Genomic DNA, 19,979 nt, shown 5'->3' on the forward strand with positions numbered 1-19,979 from the left:
AAAAATGCTCTCACTTCCTGTGAGGGCATTTTGCGTCATTTGATTAGCGTAAGACCACCAGTTTGCCTGGGGCATGGTGCGTTTCCAGCAGTTCATGGCCTTGTATGACCCCGGCCAGCGAAAATGGCAAGCGTTCGGCAATCTGAACCGAGAGCTCGGTACTCGACGCCAGTTCCGCCAAGTATGGCAGAACGACCTCAGCCTTAGCCGGACGGTCATCGCCAAGCTGGATGAGCTTTAGGGCTTTACCCTGCACATCGGGCGTGTGGTAGGCGGTGGTGAGCAAGGTGCCACCGGTTTTGGTGAGAACGCCGCCTAATCCGTGGTCCTCGCCGCCGTTGATGGCATTCACGGTCGCATCAGCGGCCGGCAGGGTTGGCGCATCGTCATAGGTGGCGACTTGATCAGCCCCGAGGCTTTCAAGGTAAGGTTGACTGGCCGGGCCAGCAATGGCGAGTACGTGCAGGCCTTCGTGCTTGGCCATTTGCACCACCAAGGCGCCGACCCCGCCGCTGGCCCCAAGCACCGCTAGGGTTTGCCCAGAGGCTAGGTTGAGTTGCTGGAGAATAGAATAAGCGGCAATCCCCACTTGCCCCAAGCCTGCCGCCGCAGCGTCATCCAGCACTGCCGGCTTTTTGATCACTTTGCCCACACTAGCGGTGACGTATTCACTATAACCGCCAATCGGGCGATAATTAATGACCACATCACCCACAGCAAACTCGGTGACGCCTTCGCCGAGTTGTGTGACCTCGCCTAAGACATCAGTGCCAGGAACAATGGAAAAACTCAGCTTGCGAAAAGCCGCCTGTTCACCGCGCCGTAGCGAGGCGTCGTAGGGGTTGAGCCCGAAGCCCAAAACTTTGAGCTGGACTTGACCGGCTTTCGGCTGTGGCTTTTCAGCCTCAATCGGCTGAAAAACTTGTGGCGTACCATACGCATTAAATCCAAAACGAATCATTGTGCCACCTCCATGAAGTGAGCGAGCCACGCCTTAGCCTGGCGCAGTTCAGTGATGTTGAGATTATGGCGTTGATCATGGTGAAAAGTCGTCAACTGACCGCCGCTGCTGGTAATTTGCTCAGTTAAAGCAGCAAAGCTGGCCGCATTGACCTTGTCGTCATGGGTGCCATGCGATGCCCAAAGTGCTTTGCCTGCCAGATGCAACTGTAACGGCAGCGGGGTGGTTGGATGCAGCAAGACTGCGGCTGGGAAAGGTGATGCCGCGCCTAGTGCCGCTAGGGCAAAATCCGCGCCGTTGGAATAGCCCACCGGGATCACCGTTTGCGGTTTCAACTGATACTGCCGGCAGCGGGCCTGCACCGTTTCAACGAGCCAGGCGGCCTGGGTCTTGATGGCTGCCGCGTCAGCGCCCGCGGCGAAAAATTGAGTGCGACCCTGAACGGTGACTTGACCGCGGAGACTGAGTAAATTGCTGTGTGGGGCCAGAAAGTGGCCAATTGGCAGCAAGTCCTCCTCCGTGCCGCCAGTGCCATGGAGCAACAGTAAGGTCGGCTGGCCCGCGGCCCCAGCCTGAAACCGCTCATGTGACCTCATGCGGGCACCACTTGGAGCGGTAGTTGCGACACACCAGCCGCAATTTCGGCCCGATGCGGTTCCAGAAATGGGGGTAAGCCAAGCGTGGTGCCCAAAGTAGCCGCTGGCTCGTCCAAAGTGAAGCCAGGCGCGGTCGTAGCGAATTCGATGCGATTGCCGCCCGGTTCTTTCACATATAAGCTTTCGAACCAGCCGCGGTCGGCCCGTTTTTCAATTTGGCCGCCGGCCGCTTCGGTGCGGTCGGCCAAAAGCGTGAGCTGGTTGGCATCTGGCACCGTTAGGGCAATATGGTCGATGCTACCGCGGCCAAAGCGATGTTTGGTTTGCGCCTGACTAGCGGTTATCGCGATGGTGTCTTGACCTAGCTGCAGATCACCGCTAAACGCAGGGATGGTCAGCAGTTGCGCAAAGAACTGCCTCGTGGCCGTCGGGTCAGGAACCCGTAGCGCACTGCCAGCCAGGCCGCTAATTTGATTAGCCGCTGGAATATCATTTTCGACTGGCGCCTGACTGTGCGCTGGGGTTTCCACTAACGTCACGGTGACCCCATTCGGATCTTGCACCGTCAAGTGCCCCAGCCGGCGCTGCCAAAAAGCGGCGCTGCCTGTGGGGATGGCCAACGCCAGGGTGTCCATATAACTGATGCCATCGTAGCGCGGCCCGAGATGATCGATAACAAAGAAAGTGACGACACTACCCGGCGTGCCTAGCGCATCCCCGAAGAATAAATGCGGCATACGCCAGTTCTCCTGATTCACAGTTTGCTTGACCAGCCGCAACCCCAACTGCTGGGTGTAAAAAGCGACCGTCGCTGCCGCATCACCGGTCAAAAGTGAAACGTGGTGTAAAGAATAGCTCATGCCCATGCCTCCTGATTACTTATTAATAATAAGTATATCGCAGCGCTTGCATAAAACCAAGGTCGTCACTTCTATGATAGCGCGGCACTCAAAAGTGGGCTAGGTATGTGCACTGTCAGCTAATCTGAGAACATGAGGGGATGCGGATTGATTTACTTCAAACAAGCGCTGATACCCTCCAGGTGCAGTAGACCGGCCATGTAGCAGATTAACGCAAGTGTAGGGTAGAACAACCGGAGCCAGCATGGGCTCAGTGGTGAAATTGTTCATAGCCAACGGTTTAAGTTGGCTTAGAACAAGCCGCGACTTTGAGACTCGCAGAGGCTCAAAGCGCTGGCCACCACGTTCCAGCCCATGGCGGCGATGGCTGTTCTGCCCGGGAGCATGAAACATACTCGTCGGACTAAGCCCGCCGACCTCCGCAGCCTAGTTGCGCTACTCATCCGGCTAAGTGCGGCCTCACTCCACAGCCTGTTTAGCCTGTCGTGCATTTCGCGCTTAAATCGACTATACTATTAAGGACTATGGAACATATGAAGGAGGCGGCCTGGTGGCACTGTTTGAACCGACATGGGCAATCAAAGCGATTTACAATCTGACCCCAGCACAATTGAAACGAGAAGGGATTCGCGCGGTGTTGACGGATCTGGATAATACCTTGATCGCCTGGAACAATCCAGACGGTACCCCGCAGCTGCGGCAGTGGCTCAGCGAAATGAAAAACGCCGGCATCACCGTGATGGTGGTCTCCAATAACAATGCCGACCGCATCGCGCGGGCGCTGGCTAAGTTAGAATTACCCTTCGTTTCGCGGGCGTTGAAACCACTACCCACAGGCATCAACCGCGCCTTGCGCCAGCTTAACTTGACGAAAGCCGAGGTGGTTATGGTCGGTGATCAGTTGATGACCGATATCGCTGGCGGTAACGCGGCTGGCGTGCGCACCATCCTGGTCCAGCCTCTGATTGAAACGGACGCCTGGAATACACGCATTAACCGCTTTTTTGAGCGGCGCATTATGAAACGAATGAACAAACACCATCTCATCGATTATGCGGAGGAATTGAATGGCAAACACTGATGACGCGCTTTATTGCATTGGTTGCGGCGCCAAGCTGCAGACGACGGACCCCAAGGCCGCTGGCTACTTGCCGGCCAGCAGTTTAGCCAAGGCGGATGCCGGCGAGGATATTTATTGCCAGCGTTGCTTCCGGCTACGGCATTACAACGAAATCGCGCCAGTCGAGTTGACCGACGACGATTTTTTGCGCTTACTGAATAAAATCGGAGAAAGCGACGCCTTGATTGTCAATGTGGTCGATATTTTCGACTTCAATGGCAGCGTCATTCCCGGCCTTCATCGCTTCGTCGGTAACAACCCGGTGATTTTGGTCGGCAACAAAGCAGACGTTTTACCCAAATCCATTAATGAGCGGCGGGTGACCAACTGGTTGACCCAGGCTGCCCATGCTCAAGGTTTGCGGCCGGTGGCGACGCTGTTAACCAGCGCAAAGAAAGGTCGCAATCTAGATGATCTCTTGGCGCTGATTGAGCAGTACCGTGAGCATCGTGATGTCTACGTGGTCGGGGTGACGAACACTGGCAAGTCGACCTTGATCAACCGTATCATTAAAGATGAAAATGGAATGGGCGACTTGATCACCACCTCGCGCTTTCCTGGCACGACGCTGGACCGCATTCAGATTCCGCTGGCGGATGGGCATTTCTTGATTGATACCCCCGGGATTATTCACCGCCACCAAATGGCGCATTACGTCAACCCCAAGGATCTCCAACTGGTGGCGCCCACCAAGCCGATTCGCCCAACGGTGTTCCAGCTTAACGCTGGCCAGACGTTATTCTTTGCTGGGCTAGCGCGCTTTGACTACTTGCGGGGACCGAAGGCAGGCTTCACGGTGTATGCCGATAATCAGCTGTTGCTTCACCGGACCAAGCTGGCCAATGCGGATGCGTTTTACGAGAAGCATCGCGGCGATTTACTCAGTCCACCGCGGGCCGAAGATTTGGCGACTTTCCCGCCCCTGGCGCGCTTTGAGTTCACACCGAAGGAAAAATCCGATCTTGTGATTGCCGGGCTCGGCTGGGTGGTGGTGCCAGCTGGGGCAACGGTCGCCGGCTATGCGCCGGAAGGGGTCGATGTCTTATTGCGTAAGGCTTTGATTTAGGAGGTCAGCATGTTAACAGGAAAACAAAAACGCTTTTTGCGCAGTCGCGCAAACACCATGCGTCCGTTAGTGTCACTGGGTAAAAATGGGCTTTCGGATCAATTCGTGGATGGGGTGGCCAAGGCCTTGGAAGCCCGCGAATTAGTGAAGATTTCACTGCTTCAAACGGCAGAGGAAACGCCGGCGCAGGTCGGGGCCTTTTTAGCCCGCACCATTCCTGGCGCCCAGGTGGCCCAAACCATTGGTCGGACGGTGTTGATGTACCGCAAGGCCAGTAAAGAAGACCATCAGAAACTGTCTCTCGAAGTTGCCAAATTGGGGTGAGACTGTGACCAACACGCTGCAAACACACCTGCGTCAACCGGTGATTACCGAAGAGGTCAGTGAACAGATTCTGGGGCCGCGGCGCAAACAAGTCGGCCTGCTTGGCGGTACTTTTAATCCCGTCCACCTAGGGCATTTAATCATGGCGGAAACCGTGGGGACGCAATTGGGCTTAAGTAAAGTCCTCTTCATGCCGGATAATTTACCGCCGCATGTCGATCATAAAGAAGCCATTCCGGCGCCGCAGCGCGTTGAGATGCTGCAAGCCGCCATTCATGACAATCCCATGTTTGGGCTGGAATTGATTGAAGTGCAACGCGGCGGGGTCAGCTATTCCATTGATACCATGCGTCAGCTCACTAAAGCCCATCCGGACACCGATTACTTCTTCATTATCGGCGCCGATATGGTGAATTACTTGCCCAAATGGCGCGCCATTGATGAACTCCTAAAGCTGGTGCATTTCGTCGGCGTCAAGCGCCGCGGTTTTGCGCCCACCAGCCCGTATCCCATTACCTGGGTTGATGCGCCAACGATTGAGATTTCCTCGAGTCAAATTCGCACCAAAATCAGAACCGGACAAAGCATCCGTTACTTGGTGCCAGATTGTGTCCGGAATTATATCGAGAAAGAAGGGTTGTATCTTGACGAACATTGAATATCCGCAAAGCCTGACGCAGGGTTTGTCGCGCGCTGAGCTGCTTAATCATTTACAAAATCGGCTAGATGACGCCCGCTTTCAGCACTGCCTGCGGGTCGAAACCACAGCCCGGCAATTGGCCCAACGCTTCGACGCCGATGTCGACCGGGCCGGCTTGGCTGGTCTGCTGCATGACTATGCCAAGCAGATTCCGGTGGAGGAGTACCGGCGTGTAATTGTTGAAAATGGCTTTGATCCGGCGTTACTCCAATACAATCGCGGCGTCTGGCACGGCATTGTCGGCACCTGGTTCATTAAAACCGAAACCGGCATCATGGATCATGCGGTGCTGCAGGCCATTGAGCGCCACACCACCGGTGATCCTGAGATGACCGTGTTGGATCAGATTATTTTCGTTGCGGACTTTATTGAACCCGCCCGCACCTTAGACGCGGAAGTTCAAGCACGTAAGGCGGCGGAAACTAATCTTGAGCTGGCCAGCTTCATTGAAATGAAAAATACACTGCAATACTTGATTGGCAGCGAGCTGACGGTTTATCCGAAAACGCTGCTGACCTACAATGCCTTTTTGAAGAAAACACAAGCAGCGCGGGCCTAGCCTGCGCCTCACCTTAAGGAGGGTTTATTCTGGATACCAAAGCATTACTGCAAACTGCCGTTCACGCGGCTGATGAAAAACGGGCCGAGGACATTGTGGCCTTGGATATGACCAAGGTCTCTTTGCTGGCGGATTACTTTGTGATCATGAGTGCCGGCTCGACGCGCCAAGTGCAGGCCATTGTCGACGAAATTGAAACGCAGGTGAAAGCCGCTGGCGGCGTTGATCCGCGCATCGAAGGCAACAAAGAATCCAAGTGGATTTTGATGGATTTCGGGGATGTCGTGGTCAATGTCTTCACCCCAGAAGAACGGCAATTCTACAACTTGGAAAAGCTGTGGCAACAGGCACCATTGGTTGACGTTTCCAACTGGGTCAACGCATGATTTACGCCACCTTTGCACAGGTGTATGACACCTTGATGGACGAGTCGCTCTATCTGAAATGGCGTGACTATGTGCAGGCGCGCGTGGCGCCGCAACCGGTGCTTGAGCTTGCCGGCGGCTCCGGCAGCTTGGCTGGGTTATTGGCGGCGGCCGGCTATCAGCCGACCGTCTTTGATTTGTCCAACGAAATGTTGGCCTTAGCCGACGCCAAGCTGGCTGCTAAGGGCCTGCAGCTGCCCCTGATTCAAGGCGACATGCGCGATTTAAGCGCGCTGGGCGAATACCCAGTGGTGACATGCTTTGATGATTCGATTTGCTACATGCCGGATTTGGCCAGTGTGACGGCGGTGTTTAAGCAGGTGGCGGCCCATTTGCCAAAAGGCGGGGACTTCATGTTTGATGCGCACTCGCTGCATCAAATGGACGACCTGTTCCCAGGCTACATGTACAATTACCAAACCGAGGATTATGCCTTTTTGTGGCATAGTTACGCTGGTGAGGTGCCACATTCCGCTTCCCATGATTTGACCTTCTTCGTCTACGATGAAGCGATTGATGCCTACCATCCGCTGATCGAAACCCATGAGGAGCGCACTTACCCGATTGCTGACTACGAAAAAGCGCTCAAGGCCGCTGGTTTTACCGACATTGAAGTGACAGCAGATTTTGGCGCCGGTGCCGTGAAACCTGATAGCACGCGCTGGTTCTTTCACGCAAAGAAGGGATGATATGCGCGCGGTTGGGATGATTGCTGAATTCAACCCGCTCCACAATGGCCATGTCTATGCCTTAAAGCAGGCGCGGCAGTTGGGCCAGGCCGATGTGGTCGTGGTGGTGATGTCAGGCAACTATGTGCAGCGCGGCGAACCTGCGCTGGTTGACAAATGGACCCGGGCCCAGGCGGCGTTAGCCAGCGGCGCGGACTTGGTGGTGGAGCTGCCCACCACGGATGCCGTGCAGGCGGCGGACGGCTTTGCGGCAGGCGCGGTGGCGTTACTGACAGCGCTGGGCGTGGAGCAGCTGGCTTTTGGCAGCGAGGCGCCAGAGATTGATTATCTGGGCTTGGCGCAAGCCGTGGCCGCGGCACCGCCCAGTAAAAACTTGTTTCAAGACTTCACCGAAACTTATGCCACGCAGCTGAATCATTATTATCAGCAAACGGCAGGCGTGAGCTTAACCGCGCCGAATTTACTGCTGGGGTTGAGTTATGCCCAAGCCGTGCTGGCGCGACCACAACCAATGACCTTATTGCCTTTTGCCCGGCAAGGGGCAGGGCATGACGCGGCTCAAGCCCAAGGTAATTTTGCCAGTGGCAGCGCGATTCGCCAGCGGGTAGCAGCAGGGGCGTCGGTGGCGGCGCTGGTGCCGCCGGCCATGGCCTCAGGGCTGGCAGGGCGGCGCCAGACTTGGGATGACATATTTCCACTGCTGCACTATCGGCTGCAAACCGCCGATCTCGCGGCGCTGCGGCAGATTTACACCATGAGTGAAGGCTTGGAGTATCGCCTGACGCAGCAGTTAGCAGGCGCTAAGGATTTTGCCAGTTACATGGCGGCAATCAAATCCAAGCGCTACACCTTCGCCCGCATGCGGCGGCTGTGTCTGTATGTCACGCTGAATCTGACTAAGGCCGTCATGGCTGACGCCACTGCCCGCCGCTATTTGCATGTACTAGGGTTTACGCCAGCCGGTCGCGCCTATCTGAATGCGGTCAAAAAAGAGGTGCCGCTACCCTTGATCACCAAGGTGGCCGCTGACATGATTGCGCCAGGCGGCATCATGTATGCGCAGCAGCGAGCGGATAATTTATATGAAACGCTGGTGGGAACGCGCCAAAATTATGGCCGCATTCCCCTGATGAAATAAGGAGACAATATGCTTAAATGGACATTAAGTGAGCTGGCCAAATACCGTCAGACGCCACTTCATTTCACCGAGACCTTGGATTTGAAGCAGGAACTGATGGAACGCGACCCCGAAATTCTCGATGTCACCCCAGTTGAGGCTGACGGTTATGTCAGCTTCGACGACGGCGATATTTTGGTCAGCGTGACGTTAGGCGGTAAGCTGACGGTGCCTTCCACCCGGAGTTTGCAGCCGGTGGTTTTGCCGCTAGATTTCACTTTTAGTGAAGTGTATCTCACCGATGAAACGCACAAAGACAAGTACGAAGATGGCCAGCTCGTGCTGGACCTTGATGGTGACACACTGGATTTGCACCCGGCCATTGCCGATCATGTGCTCTTGAGTATTCCGATGCAGGTGCTGACCCCGGAAGAAGCAGCGCAAGGCATTATGCCCAAAGGCGACAATTGGACGGTCATGGGCGAGGATGACTTTGCCAAAGAGCAGGAGCAAGACCGCCCAAATCCAGCGTTTGAAAAGCTTAAAGGCTTGTTTCCTGATGATGATGACAAGCAAAAGTAACTGGCCAGCGTCACTTTAAAACTGACGCCAACTTTGCTAACATAACCATGTAATGGCTTTTAAACGAATTCATAATAACGGCAGCTTCTACTACCGTTTAGGAGGCAATCTAATGGAAACACCAACTATTGGCGTTATCGGCATGGCGGTCATGGGTAAAAACCTGGCCCTGAACATTGAAAGCCGGGGCTATACGGTCGCAATTTACAACCGTACTGGCAGCAAAACCGAAAAAGTGGTCTCGGATCACCCAGAAAAGCACTTGGTCCCAAGCTACACAGTTGAAGATTTTGTCAACTCACTGGAAAAGCCGCGGCGCATCGTGATGATGGTCAAAGCCGGCGCCGGTACCGATGCCGTGATTGCAGAATTGCTGCCACTGCTGGACAAAGGGGATGTGCTGATTGATGGTGGGAACACCTTCTTTGAAGACACCATGCGCCGCAGCGAAGAACTGGACAAGTCCGGCATTAACTTCATCGGTATGGGGGTTTCCGGCGGTGAATTAGGTGCCTTGCAAGGGCCTTCCTTGATGCCAGGCGGTCAAAAAGAGGCTTACGATTTGGTGGCCCCAATCTTGGAACAAATCGCCGCTAAAGCAGACGAAGATGGCAAACCATGTGTCACCTACATCGGCCCGAATGGTGCTGGCCACTATGTCAAAATGGTGCACAACGGCATTGAATATGGCGATATGGAATTGATCGCCGAAAGCTACAATGTGATGCGCACCATGCTGGGAATGTCAGTTGACGAAATCGCTGACGTCTTCAAGGAATGGAGCGAAGGCGAACTGAGCTCTTACTTGATTGACATCACTGCCGACATTTTGACCCGTAAAGACGATCTGGGTTCCGGCAAGCCAATGGTGGATGTGATTTTGGATGCCGCCGGCAATAAAGGCACCGGGAAGTGGTCTTCCCAGTCTGCCGCTGAACTCGGCGTGCCGCAAAGTGTCATCACCGAATCGCTGTATGCGCGTTACATTAGTGCCATGAAGGACGAACGAGTGGCGGCCAGCAAGGTGCTGCCAAAGCCAGTGGGCAACGTCACTTTTGAAGATAAAAAGGCGACGATTGAACTCATTCGCAAGGCCTTGTATTTCTCCAAGCTGATGAGCTATGCCCAAGGCTTCGAGCAGATGCGCGTGGCTTCCGAGCACTATGACTGGAACTTGCAGTACGGCGAACTGGCCCAGATCTGGCGGGCCGGTTGCATCATTCGGGCGAAATTCTTGCAAAACATCACGGATGCTTACACCAAGGCGCCTGATTTGAAGAATCTGCTGCTGGATGACTACTTCAAGGACATTGCCAAGAACTATCAAGAAAGCGTCCGCGACTTGGTTGGCTTCGCCGTTAAAGCCGGTGTGCCAGTGCCAGGGTTTGCCGCTGCTATTTCGTACTACGATCAATATCGCAGTGCGGTGCTGCCAGCCAACCTGACCCAAGCGCAACGCGATTACTTCGGCGCTCACACGTATCAGCGCGTGGATCGTGACGGGATTTTCCACTATTCCTGGTACACGGAACAATAAATCGCTTTTAGAGACGTTACCGCCTGACCCAGTGGTTGAGGCGATAACGTCTTTTTCTTTTCACTATTGGACTATACCTCTGTGTAATGCGCAGTTCTTCCTATGAATATACCTATTAAAGGTATATACCAATGCGAAATAATCCTAATTCTCATAGTTTCCTTAAGGATGATAAAGTTAAAAACTGATGTGATAGCATCTGCGCGTTAACTATGGTAGAATGACAAAGCAAATGTGAGAATGAGAAAAAGTTACCGTTGGGTCCATCCAGTATGAGAAGTGGCCCGGTGAGCACAAGAGATTAAGGAGTACATGTCATGAGCCGAATTTTAATTATTGAAGATGAGAAAAACCTCGCGCGCTTCGTTGAACTTGAATTGAAGCACGAAGGGTATGAAACGGCCGTACACTTTAACGGGCGGACAGGCCTAGAGGCGGCCTTGTCGGAGGACTGGGATGCCATCTTGCTTGATTTGATGCTGCCAGAGCTGAACGGGCTGGAAGTTTGCCGGCGCGTGCGGCAGGTCAAAAATACCCCGATTATCATGATGACGGCGCGGGATTCAGTGATTGACCGGGTTTCCGGGTTGGATCATGGCGCTGATGACTATATCGTCAAGCCCTTCGCCATTGAAGAACTCCTGGCGCGGCTCCGCGCGCTGCTGCGGCGCATTAGCATCGAAGGCGAACATAACGCCGCGAAGCAAACGACGATTACCTACCGCGATTTGACCATCGAAAAGGAAAACCGCGTGGTGCGGCGCGGGGATGACATCATCGAGCTGACCAAGCGGGAATATGAGCTGCTTTTGACGCTGATGGAAAACATCAATGTCGTGCTGGCTCGCGACGTGTTGTTGTCCAAGGTCTGGGGTTATAACTCAGATGTTGAAACCAATGTCGTGGACGTCTACGTCCGTTATATCCGCAATAAGATCGATCGGCCAGGGGAACCTAGCTACATTCAGACGGTTCGGGGCACCGGCTACGTGATGCGCTCCTAATGGCAGATCAGCCTGAGCCTCATACCAAACGACGGCTGCCCCTTGCATTCAAGTGGACAGCCGTTGTTGCAGTGGGCATCTTTTTCACGTTTATTGTTTTTTCGGTGATGCTGGTTACCCTGATGCGTCAGATTCTGATCAATCAGGAGCAAGGCACCATCAAGGAAACAATCAGTGCCGTCGAGTTGCGGCTGGCCCCAGTCACGACAAACTTGACCCATGAAACGGTGCTCCCACGGATCGAATCAAGCAGTCAAACTCGTTTGCCCGATGGTTCCATCACCGGGCAAGCACAGGGAAGCGTGTTTGACGATTCCGTGATTCAAAAAGTGTCACGCGATGATATGTCGCTTGCGATTTATGATCGCGATGGCCACAAAATTTTCACCTCGCGGGAAAGTGACGAACCGCTGACCAAAGTGAAACATACCACCATCAAAATGGTGGATAACGGGCGCTTCCGGGGGATGCTGGCCCGGGCGCCGATTGTGTCCAGCGAAAATGGTAAAATGATTGGCTATCTGCAAGTGACCGACCACATGACGGCGTTTTATGCCACCATGAAACAGATTTGGGAGATTATCGCCGCCTTGGCGGTCGTCGCGCTGCTGGTGTCCACCTTGGTTGGCTTCTTCCTCGCTAGGCGGTTCCTGAAACCGATTAAGCTGATCACCAACACCATCGATGAGGTCAATGACGAGCCGCAAAGCAGTGTGCGGATTCCGCCGCTGCAACGCAATGACGAGTTGTCGGACCTGGTGGATGAATTTAACGGCATGCTGGATCGGATTCAGCGCTTCATTGATCAGCAAGGCGAGTTTGTGCAGGATGTCTCGCATGAACTACGCACACCAGTGGCCGTGCTGGAAGGGCACTTGCAACTGCTGAACCGCTGGGGGAAAGACGACCCGGAAGTGCTCGATGAATCGTTGACCGCCTCGCTGCAAGAAGTGAAGCGGATGAAGAGCCTGATTCAAGAAATGCTGGAGCTGACTCGCGCCGACCAAGTCGATGTTCAGTTCCCCAATGCGACGGCGGATCTCAATCAAACCGTTGAGCAAGTGGTCAATGATTTTCGCATGATTCATCCTGACTTTGTGTTCACCTTGGACAACGATCTGCCAGGGGAAGTGTACGTCCGGATGTATCGCAACCACTTGGAGCAAATCTTGATTATCTTGCTGGATAACGGGGTCAAGTACTCCCGTGACCGCAAGGAGCTGCATGTTTCGGCGGCACTGGATAGTGACGGCGTGGCCCTGGCGGTACAAGACTTCGGCGAAGGCATTACCCCAAAGGACCGCGAACGCGTCTTCAACCGCTTCTACCGGGTGGATAAGGCGCGCAGCCGCGAAAAAGGCGGCAACGGGTTAGGCCTGTCGATTGCTCAGCAACTGATTGAAAGCTATCACGGGTCGATTTCAGTCGATTCCGTGGTGGGGTCCGGTTCCGTGTTCCGGATTCAGCTGCCGACCATCACGTATGACGAAGTGTTGACCCTGCGCGCCGCCGAAGAAGCCAAGCAAAAAGAAGCAGAAGGCACTGCTACCGATCAAATCAAAAGTAATTTATAAGCTTCACCGGCGCTGGCAAAACCTGTCACGCCGGTTTTTGTTTGCCCTTACCGGCAGGAAAGGACAGTTATTTTAAGGCTTGTGCATTGACATCGCTTTGATTTTCAGTAAAATCGTCAATATGTCAATGGCATTGACAATATATGCCATTGACAAAAACTTTTCAGGTGGTGTCAGACATGCAAGCTCTTAAATCTCGGGGTCGCTTTGCGCTATTACTCGCAATGATCGTGTTGATCCCGTTGCTAGTGCTCTACATTGCGCTTCAGTTTGTCGATTATGAGCAAACGAATTCGACGAAGCACATCAATGTGGCAGTAGTGAACAATGACCAGTCCGCGACGTTCCAGGACACAACCGTCCACGCCGGACAAGACGTCCAAGCGAAGCTCAAGCATAACAAGGACGTGACGTGGCATTTTGTTTCTGCCGCGGTGGCCGATAAGAATCTGAAAAACGGCACTTACCTGATGAAGGTGACGCTGCCCAAGGACTTTTCCCGCAACGTGACGACAGCGTTGGCGAAGAATCCGCAGAAAAGCACGATTCAAGTCGCGCTCTCTGCGCATAACAACTTCGCTTCGCACATGATTACCGAAACCGTGGCCGAAAAGCTGCAGGCGCAGGTGGTTCAAAATGTGCAACAGGCTTATGATGCGACCGCTTTGGCGGCGATTAAGCAGCTGGCTGATGGGGTCGATCAGGCCCATGATGGCACCCAGCAGCTCAAAGCCGGTACCGATCAAATCAGTGATGGCTTTGATACCCTGACGGCCAACAATGACACATTGACCGGCGGCGCCGTGCAAATGGCTGACGGGGTCGAGCAAATCATTGATGGCAATAATCAATTGCTCGCCGGGAACCAGCAAGTCACCAGCGGCGCAACGACCTTGGCCGCCAGCTTGCGGCAAGCGGCAGCGCAAATTCAAGGCCAGCTCAAGGCCGGTGCGCCAGACCTGGCGCGGCTGGACGAAGCGTTGACCACCTTAACGAATGGGACGGCGCAACTGGCTGCCGGCGTCAATGATCCGAAAATGACCAAGCTGGATGGCGACATTGCCGCCAACGTGCAAGGCTTGGGCGACAACGCCAAGGCTTTGCAAGCTGGTCTACTGGGGCTGAACGCAGCGATTTTTGACCAAACTGCGGCCAACTCTGCGGCTTCCCAGCTGAAAGCGGCAGGCGCTGACTTCACTTCAGTGGGGGCAGCCCTCACTGACCTGAAGAGTTCGATGATGAGTGATAGCGGCGTGATGAAGTTCTTCATTACGCATCCTGATAAGCTGAAAGAATTGCTCGGCGTCGAGACGTCGATGAAGTCAGGCGAAAAGGAAATGAACGCCGTTGCGTCCCAGTTGATGGTGGGCGGCATTCACGCCATGAAGATGAAAGACGCCTTGACTAAAACTGGGGCGGCGCTGCCAGCGCTGGGCGAACTGCTGACCACGCTGCACAACAATATGAACACCCTCAAAGCTGGCGTCAACCAGCTGAACGACAAGCAAAATGGTGCCCCAGCTTTGGCTGCCGGGGTCCGGCAAGCGATTAACACCTTGACCGCCGGCCTGAATGAAGTGCAAGCGGGGTTGACTCGCACCGGCAATACCACCAGCACCATGGGCGCGGTGCAGGGGGCAACCAAACTGGCTGACGGATCTTCTCAGCTTGGCGGCGGCCTGGATCAATTACACAGCGGCTTGGCTCAGCTCTACACCGGGCTCACCGGCACCAAGACCCAGGTGGGGTTGATTGATGGCTTAACCCAGTACACCGATGGCACAACCCAGCTGCAAGATGGCAGCAAGCAAGTGGCCGCTGGCGTGACCGAACTCAATGTCAAGCTCGGTGAAGGGGCTAGCCAGGTCAAAGGGCTGAACACTGGGAGCGCGAATGTGGATCATTTCGTTTCGCCAGTCGCCAACCAAACCCAAGCTGATCCGCTGGCTAAGCCACTACTCAGTGTGCTGGCACCGGTCGTGATTTTGATGGTGGCCTTCATCGCGGCCTTGCTCACCGAACTGGGCTTTGGCCGTTACAGCAAGTCCTTTGCCAGTCAGCCGCTGCTTAAGCGCGCTGCTGTGGTGGCCTTGGCGGTGGCTTTGCAAGCCCTGGGCATTGCGCTGTTAACGGCGGCGATGGGCGTGGCGATTGCCAGTCCAGTGATTTACTTCTTGGCCTTATTTGCCACTGGCGGCTTGTTCACCATGATTATTTTCGCCTTCGACCGCTGGTTCGGCACGCTCGGCGTTCTGGCGACACTCGTCATTTTGTTCCTCCAACTGATCGCCTCTGGTGGCTTGCTGCCAAGTGCGATGCTGTCCGGTTTCTACCGGTTCGTGCGCTATCTTCTCCCAGGCACCTATGCGCTTGATTTGTTTAACAGTGCCATCAACGGCCTGCAAACCGCCTCGCTGCTTGATTGGATTGTGTTGTTAGGCATTGCTGCCTTAGTCGGAGTCATCCTCTGGCTGCCGCGCCGCAGTCAAAGCGTCGACAGCGAAAATGTGGTAGGCTAAACTTAACTGATGGCAGGCAAAAGGAGGACGGCCCATGGCAACGCAAACGTTATTGGATGAATACATTGAGGTGTATCTGACCAGTTTTAAGTATGTCAGTGAGCTGGTGTCCGTCCCCACGGTGAAGTTTCACCTGTCATTTGAACAATTTTTGATCATGCGTGATTTGCACGCTGGTCATCGGTTGGCCATCTCGGATGTCGCCAAACACCGCGGGGTCACTCGCGCGGCGATTTCCCGCCAAATCAAAACCATGCTGGATCACCATTACATCGTGCAAACGCGCGATGAAGGGGACCGGCGCCGGTTGTATCTGAGTCTCACGCCGGAAGGCACCGAGATTACCCGTCAAATCAACGAAGCCATTCACAAACGCTTCTATGGGTGGGTGGATATTATCGGTGAGCATGATGTCAAGGAACTCTTGCGCATCATGCGGCGCGTCAGTGTGGAGGTCATCCAAACGGATCAACGTGAACCAAAAGCTAAGTAGACGAACAGGGCGGAGACCATGTCTCCGCCCTGTTTTTGGCCAAAAAAAGAGGCCACTTCAATCTGAAGTGACATCTTCTTTGCGTTTGAAATTAACGGCGGTGCTGCTTGCCAGCATTGCGGCCGTGGTGCGAACGCGGCTGGGCATCATCAGCCGCGGCGGCGTCAGCGTCGTAAGCGGCTTCGACCGGAGTGGCAGCAGGCTGGGCATCGAATGTGTGTTCATCCACCACAATCACCGGTGGGTTCTCGGCGAGCTCTGCATCCATGCGCTTGCGAATACCAGGCGTGATGACGTAGGTGACAATGACCTGTTGCACCAGGACAATGACCCCACCGGCGAGGAAGTAAAGCCCCAAACCGGCGTTATACATCATACAGAAGAAGAAGGTCATCAGCGGGCTCATCATCGACATGGTTTGCATTTGCTTGCGCTGCTCCGGCGGATACATCTGAAGCATGATGAAGGACTGGGCAACATACAGCAAGGTCGCGATGATGGTGATGACCATGCTTGACTGGCCCAAAGCAATGCCGAAGAATTTACTGCTAGAAATTTCTGGGGAGTAGGCGACGGCCTGATACAAGCCCGAGAAGATTGGCAGCTGGATCAGCATGGTCAAGCAACCCATGGAAGGGATCATGCTGGTGCCATTTTTGCGGTAAACATCTTGCATTAAACCGTTTAACTTGACCTGTTCTTCCTGCGTGATGCCAGGTTTCTTCATTTGCTTTTGAATGAGGTCAAGCTGCGGCTTCAGGACGCGCTGCTTTTCCTGGGACGCGGTCATGTTCTTTTGCTGATTCAGCATCAACGGCAAAAGCACCAGCCGGACCACCAAGGTGATGAGCACGATGGCAATGCCGTAGCCGCTAGCCGAACCTTTGAGCAGGTCATTGGCGATCCAGCCCATCAAGTTTTGGAGCGGCTTACCAATAAAGTCATAGAACATCCCGAAAAAGCCGGTCGGTGGCTTGAGTTGAGTGGTGGCTGCGCGTTTGCAGGCACTCAGAAGTACTGTCATGACGCCGATGCCGCCAAGCGTCAGCCCCCGTTTAAATTTAGACATTGAATTGATTCCCTTCATAAATATTCTATTAGTCTGTGGAACATGATACTTGATGGTGCGGCCGCTTTCAACCAGTAACGCGGAACCTGTCATATAAAGGCACCGGATCAAGCAGTTGTTCCTCATAATGCGTGACCTTGCCGCTCGGGGTGGGGCTGGCTTTCACCGCCGCGGTAAACTTGGCCATATTTTCTGGCGTCCCGACTGCTTCAATGTAAACAGAGCCGTCTGCATTGTTTTCTACTTTGCCGAAGATGTGCAATTGCTGGGCCACGAGCTGCGTCATCCAGCGAAAGCCAACGCCTTGCACGCGGCCGGTTACCGTAATTGCCTTGCCGATTTTTTCCATCTGCTGTGCCTCCTAACATGAGGGTGGGGCAGGCTTCAACCTGCGCAATATACTGTCTAGTTTAGCATAATTGCCTGAGGATATATGTTAGACTTAAGCCTGAGGAGGCGGAATATGGAATACATTTCTTCTGCAAAAAACGAGCATATCAAAGCGGCCAAAAAACTGACCGTCAAAAAATATCAAAAACAAGCTGGCGCCTACCTGCTGGAAGGGTGGCACTTGGTTGAAGAAGCCATCAATGCAGGCATCACGCCCAAGCGCATCTATGCGACCAATAAATATTTGGCGGAACGGCTGTTAAAGCCACTGTATGAAATCACGACGGAAATCAGCGAAGATGTGGCCAAGCACCTAGCGGAAACCGAAACTCCACAAGGTATCTTCGCCATTTTGCCGCTGGCAGCGGACAAACTAGACGCGCCACTGGCCGGTCAGTACCTGCTGCTGGACCAAATTCAAGATCCCGGTAATGTCGGAACCTTGGTGCGGACTGCTGATGCGGCGGGGATCGAGACCGTGGTGTTTGGCGGCGGAACCGCCGACGCGCACAATCCTAAAGTCCTGCGCGCGATGCAAGGCAGCCAATTTCACGTCAAAATCGTAGCCACCCCGTTACCAACGCTGGTCAAAAAGCTGCAGCAGGCCGGCATTCCGGTGTATGGCTCTGAGCTGAATGCAAACGCCAAGCCTTATCGTGAGGTTGCGCCTAGCGACCAGTTCGCTTTGATTGTCGGCAATGAAGGCAATGGCATGGCCAAAGAGTTATTGAACGCAACCGATGCCAATTTGTATATTCCCATCAAGGGCCGAGCTGAATCCTTGAACGTCGCCATTGCAGGCGCTGTCATTATGTTCCATTTAACTGCTTAAGGATCCCTTAACGGCTGCACCAACGCCGAGAAACCTGTTATACTAGAGGTGTGTTGGACAACCCGCGGCAGAAAACCTGGCCGCGAAACACAGCGTCACGAAAAGGGGCAGTTGAATGAGCGATAAGCTTAATTGGGCCGCTGATGCCGAATACATGAGTTACGTGGGTGATCTTTTAGCCCAACCAGCCGTGCAAAAACTGGCTGATTACAAGCAACATCATCATTCGACCCGGCTGGACCACAGCTTGAGCGTTTCTTACCGGAGTTATCTACTCGGTAAGAAATGGCATTTGAACACCCGCGCTTTAGCGCGAGCAGGTCTTTTGCATGACTTGTTCTATTACGACTGGCGGGTGACCAAGTTTAGCTTGGGCACGCACGCGTATGTGCATCCGCGCATTGCCTTGCGTAACGCTGAAAAAATCACCGACCTGTCCGATATGGAAAAGGACATCATCATCAAGCACATGTGGGGTGCAACCCTAGGTGTGCCAAAGTACCGCGAAACTTGGGTGGTGTCTTTGGTCGATGACTACGCAGCGGTGGATGAGTACTTCTTACCGATGCTGCACAAGTTGCGGCACCCGCATCGCCGCTTAGAACATGAGCATGTTGGATAGAAGCCTGGCCTAGTGCCAGGCTTTTTTTGAGGCTGCGAAGCCAGCGCACCTAGCACGCTGAGCAGCCTAGCCAGCGGGTTTGCCACCGCTTTTGGGTGGCGGACTCCCTGGCGTAGCTAATCGCTCAGGCGTTGGCCACCTGGAGCGTAACTCTGCCGGAATAGTGGTGAACACGCCGACCCCAAATCGTTGCCAAACCGGCTTTTCACTCGCCCCTTGTATTTCCGCGCTGATGGGGTATAATAACTACTATCAAATTGTAAGCGAATAATTCAATGAGGTGAAAAAGATGGAACAGGTCATCCTTAAGGAACGGACCGCAGATGCTTTGACCCTGTGTCCGAAGTTCACACAAACTTTTGTGATCCTTGGTAAAAAATGGAATGGCATGATTTTGGAGACACTGCTGCAAAACGGCCCTTCCCGGTTCAAAGATATTGCCGGAGCCGTTAGCAAGTGCTCCGACCGGGTGTTGGTTGAGCGCCTGAAAGAACTGGAAGCAGCGGGCTTGGTTGATCGATTGACGCATGCTGAATCCAGCTTGATCGAATACGCTTTGACCGCCAAAGGAGCAGCCCTGCAGCCAGTCATGGCCGCAGCGCACACCTGGGGCGATACTTGGCTCAGCGATGCTGAGTGCGGTAAATAATTGACCTTGCGCGCCGTCACCTTGACGAATCGCGCTTTTTTGGTACACTAAGGTCATTGAGATATTCCGTAAATACAACGATAAAAGCGCGAATCGGCGGCCCAGTACAGGGAAGGTGTTCGATGACTGGAAGACACCACGACGGTTTATGATTCGTTTTCACTTTTGGAGTAGACAGTCGAAAGACTGCTCCGGCCTTGCCGTTATGAAGTTGAGTGCACGTGTATTTGGCGTGAACAAGGGTGGCACCGCGACGCTTCGTCCCTTCTAGGACGAGGCGTTTTTGTATGG

Annotated in this window: 22 protein-coding genes; 17 read left to right on the plus strand and 5 right to left on the minus strand. The window is 54.0% G+C overall.

All coding sequences use genetic code 11. From position 1 onward, the window contains the following. Positions 1–43: 43 nt before the first annotated feature. Genes AAA927_RS04995 through AAA927_RS05005 form a run of 3 tightly spaced genes read right to left on the minus strand, consistent with a single transcriptional unit; the run spans position 44 to position 2,417 of the window. On the minus strand, positions 44–961 hold the full coding sequence (locus tag AAA927_RS04995) for an NADP-dependent oxidoreductase (RefSeq protein WP_338216291.1): 918 nt from the start codon (positions 959–961) through the stop codon (positions 44–46). Beyond that, the gene (locus AAA927_RS05000) at positions 958–1,557 is read right to left on the minus strand and encodes an alpha/beta hydrolase (RefSeq protein WP_338216293.1); all 600 of its coding nucleotides are present in this window, start codon (positions 1,555–1,557) and stop codon (positions 958–960) included. Before AAA927_RS05000 ends, AAA927_RS04995 begins: the two co-directional genes overlap by 4 nt. Beyond that, the gene (locus AAA927_RS05005) at positions 1,554–2,417 is read right to left on the minus strand and encodes a VOC family protein (protein WP_338216295.1); all 864 of its coding nucleotides are present in this window, start codon (positions 2,415–2,417) and stop codon (positions 1,554–1,556) included. Before AAA927_RS05005 ends, AAA927_RS05000 begins: the two co-directional genes overlap by 4 nt. 547 nt (positions 2,418–2,964) lie before the next feature. Here AAA927_RS05005 and AAA927_RS05010 point away from each other — a divergent pair. The 14 genes from AAA927_RS05010 to AAA927_RS05075 all read left to right on the plus strand — a co-directional run bounded on the left by AAA927_RS05010 (position 2,965) and on the right by AAA927_RS05075 (position 16,126). Continuing rightward, positions 2,965–3,498: a YqeG family HAD IIIA-type phosphatase gene (locus tag AAA927_RS05010; protein ID WP_338216412.1), complete on the plus strand. Its 534-nt coding sequence runs from the start codon at positions 2,965–2,967 to the stop codon at positions 3,496–3,498. Then, a complete protein-coding gene (gene yqeH, locus AAA927_RS05015; RefSeq protein WP_338216297.1) occupies positions 3,485–4,603 on the plus strand; it encodes a ribosome biogenesis GTPase YqeH in 1,119 nt (372 codons plus the stop codon). The genes AAA927_RS05010 and yqeH overlap by 14 nt, the downstream gene beginning before the upstream one ends. Positions 4,604–4,612: 9 nt before the next feature. Beyond that, on the plus strand, positions 4,613–4,927 hold the full coding sequence (gene yhbY, locus AAA927_RS05020) for a ribosome assembly RNA-binding protein YhbY (RefSeq protein ID WP_203632504.1): 315 nt from the start codon (positions 4,613–4,615) through the stop codon (positions 4,925–4,927). A 4-nt stretch (positions 4,928–4,931) separates the two neighbouring features. Next, the gene (locus AAA927_RS05025) at positions 4,932–5,585 is read left to right on the plus strand and encodes a nicotinate-nucleotide adenylyltransferase (protein WP_338216300.1); all 654 of its coding nucleotides are present in this window, start codon (positions 4,932–4,934) and stop codon (positions 5,583–5,585) included. Next, a complete protein-coding gene (yqeK, locus tag AAA927_RS05030; RefSeq protein ID WP_338216302.1) occupies positions 5,572–6,186 on the plus strand; it encodes a bis(5'-nucleosyl)-tetraphosphatase (symmetrical) YqeK in 615 nt (204 codons plus the stop codon). The genes AAA927_RS05025 and yqeK overlap by 14 nt, the downstream gene beginning before the upstream one ends. Before the next feature lie 29 nt (positions 6,187–6,215). Next, positions 6,216–6,572 (plus strand): ribosome silencing factor, encoded by a 357-nt coding sequence (gene rsfS, locus AAA927_RS05035; RefSeq protein ID WP_404819937.1) that lies wholly within the window; start codon positions 6,216–6,218, stop codon positions 6,570–6,572. Then, entirely contained in the window at positions 6,569–7,300 is a 732-nt protein-coding gene (locus tag AAA927_RS05040) for a class I SAM-dependent DNA methyltransferase (protein ID WP_338216304.1), read from the plus strand. The genes rsfS and AAA927_RS05040 overlap by 4 nt, the downstream gene beginning before the upstream one ends. 1 nt (position 7,301) lies before the next feature. After that, positions 7,302–8,438 carry a nucleotidyltransferase gene (locus tag AAA927_RS05045; RefSeq protein ID WP_338216305.1) on the plus strand — a complete coding sequence of 379 codons (1,137 nt, stop codon included), beginning with the start codon at positions 7,302–7,304 and terminating at the stop codon, positions 8,436–8,438. A 9-nt stretch (positions 8,439–8,447) separates the two neighbouring features. Then, positions 8,448–8,999, plus strand: a complete 552-nt coding sequence (locus tag AAA927_RS05050) for a YceD family protein (RefSeq protein ID WP_125579535.1) — start codon at positions 8,448–8,450, stop codon at positions 8,997–8,999. A gap of 112 nt (positions 9,000–9,111) precedes the next feature. Beyond that, on the plus strand, positions 9,112–10,536 hold the full coding sequence (gnd, locus tag AAA927_RS05055; RefSeq protein ID WP_338216308.1) for an NADP-dependent phosphogluconate dehydrogenase: 1,425 nt from the start codon (positions 9,112–9,114) through the stop codon (positions 10,534–10,536). 317 nt (positions 10,537–10,853) lie between these two features. Further along, on the plus strand, positions 10,854–11,540 hold the full coding sequence (locus AAA927_RS05060; protein WP_125579537.1) for a response regulator transcription factor: 687 nt from the start codon (positions 10,854–10,856) through the stop codon (positions 11,538–11,540). Beyond that, positions 11,540–13,114: a sensor histidine kinase gene (locus AAA927_RS05065; RefSeq protein ID WP_338216309.1), complete on the plus strand. Its 1,575-nt coding sequence runs from the start codon at positions 11,540–11,542 to the stop codon at positions 13,112–13,114. The genes AAA927_RS05060 and AAA927_RS05065 overlap by 1 nt, the downstream gene beginning before the upstream one ends. A 179-nt stretch (positions 13,115–13,293) precedes the next feature. Continuing rightward, on the plus strand, positions 13,294–15,633 hold the full coding sequence (locus tag AAA927_RS05070) for a YhgE/Pip family protein (RefSeq protein WP_338216311.1): 2,340 nt from the start codon (positions 13,294–13,296) through the stop codon (positions 15,631–15,633). 34 nt (positions 15,634–15,667) lie between these two features. Next, a complete protein-coding gene (locus AAA927_RS05075; RefSeq protein ID WP_204118079.1) occupies positions 15,668–16,126 on the plus strand; it encodes a MarR family winged helix-turn-helix transcriptional regulator in 459 nt (152 codons plus the stop codon). Between the two features lie 91 nt (positions 16,127–16,217). Here the strand turns inward: AAA927_RS05075 and yidC are convergent, their stop codons facing one another. Next, positions 16,218–17,195 (minus strand): membrane protein insertase YidC, encoded by a 978-nt coding sequence (yidC, locus tag AAA927_RS05080; RefSeq protein ID WP_338216314.1) that lies wholly within the window; start codon positions 17,193–17,195, stop codon positions 16,218–16,220. Positions 17,196–17,262: 67 nt separating this feature from the next. Then, the gene (locus AAA927_RS05085; protein ID WP_125579542.1) at positions 17,263–17,544 is read right to left on the minus strand and encodes an acylphosphatase; all 282 of its coding nucleotides are present in this window, start codon (positions 17,542–17,544) and stop codon (positions 17,263–17,265) included. A gap of 114 nt (positions 17,545–17,658) precedes the next feature. Here AAA927_RS05085 and AAA927_RS05090 point away from each other — a divergent pair, with 114 nt between their 5' ends. The 3 genes from AAA927_RS05090 to AAA927_RS05100 all read left to right on the plus strand — a co-directional run bounded on the left by AAA927_RS05090 (position 17,659) and on the right by AAA927_RS05100 (position 19,688). Next, a complete protein-coding gene (locus tag AAA927_RS05090; protein WP_338216315.1) occupies positions 17,659–18,417 on the plus strand; it encodes a TrmH family RNA methyltransferase in 759 nt (252 codons plus the stop codon). Positions 18,418–18,532: 115 nt separating this feature from the next. Further along, positions 18,533–19,039, plus strand: coding sequence for an HD domain-containing protein (locus AAA927_RS05095; RefSeq protein WP_338216317.1), 507 nt, complete (start codon positions 18,533–18,535; stop codon positions 19,037–19,039). A 289-nt stretch (positions 19,040–19,328) separates the two neighbouring features. Continuing rightward, a complete protein-coding gene (locus tag AAA927_RS05100; RefSeq protein WP_125579545.1) occupies positions 19,329–19,688 on the plus strand; it encodes a winged helix-turn-helix transcriptional regulator in 360 nt (119 codons plus the stop codon). The last annotated feature ends 291 nt before the right edge of the window (positions 19,689–19,979 follow it).

The sequence above is a fragment of the Lacticaseibacillus salsurivasis genome, assembly GCF_036246225.1.
In the GTDB taxonomy this organism is placed as follows: Bacteria; Bacillota; Bacilli; order Lactobacillales; family Lactobacillaceae; genus Lacticaseibacillus; species Lacticaseibacillus salsurivasis.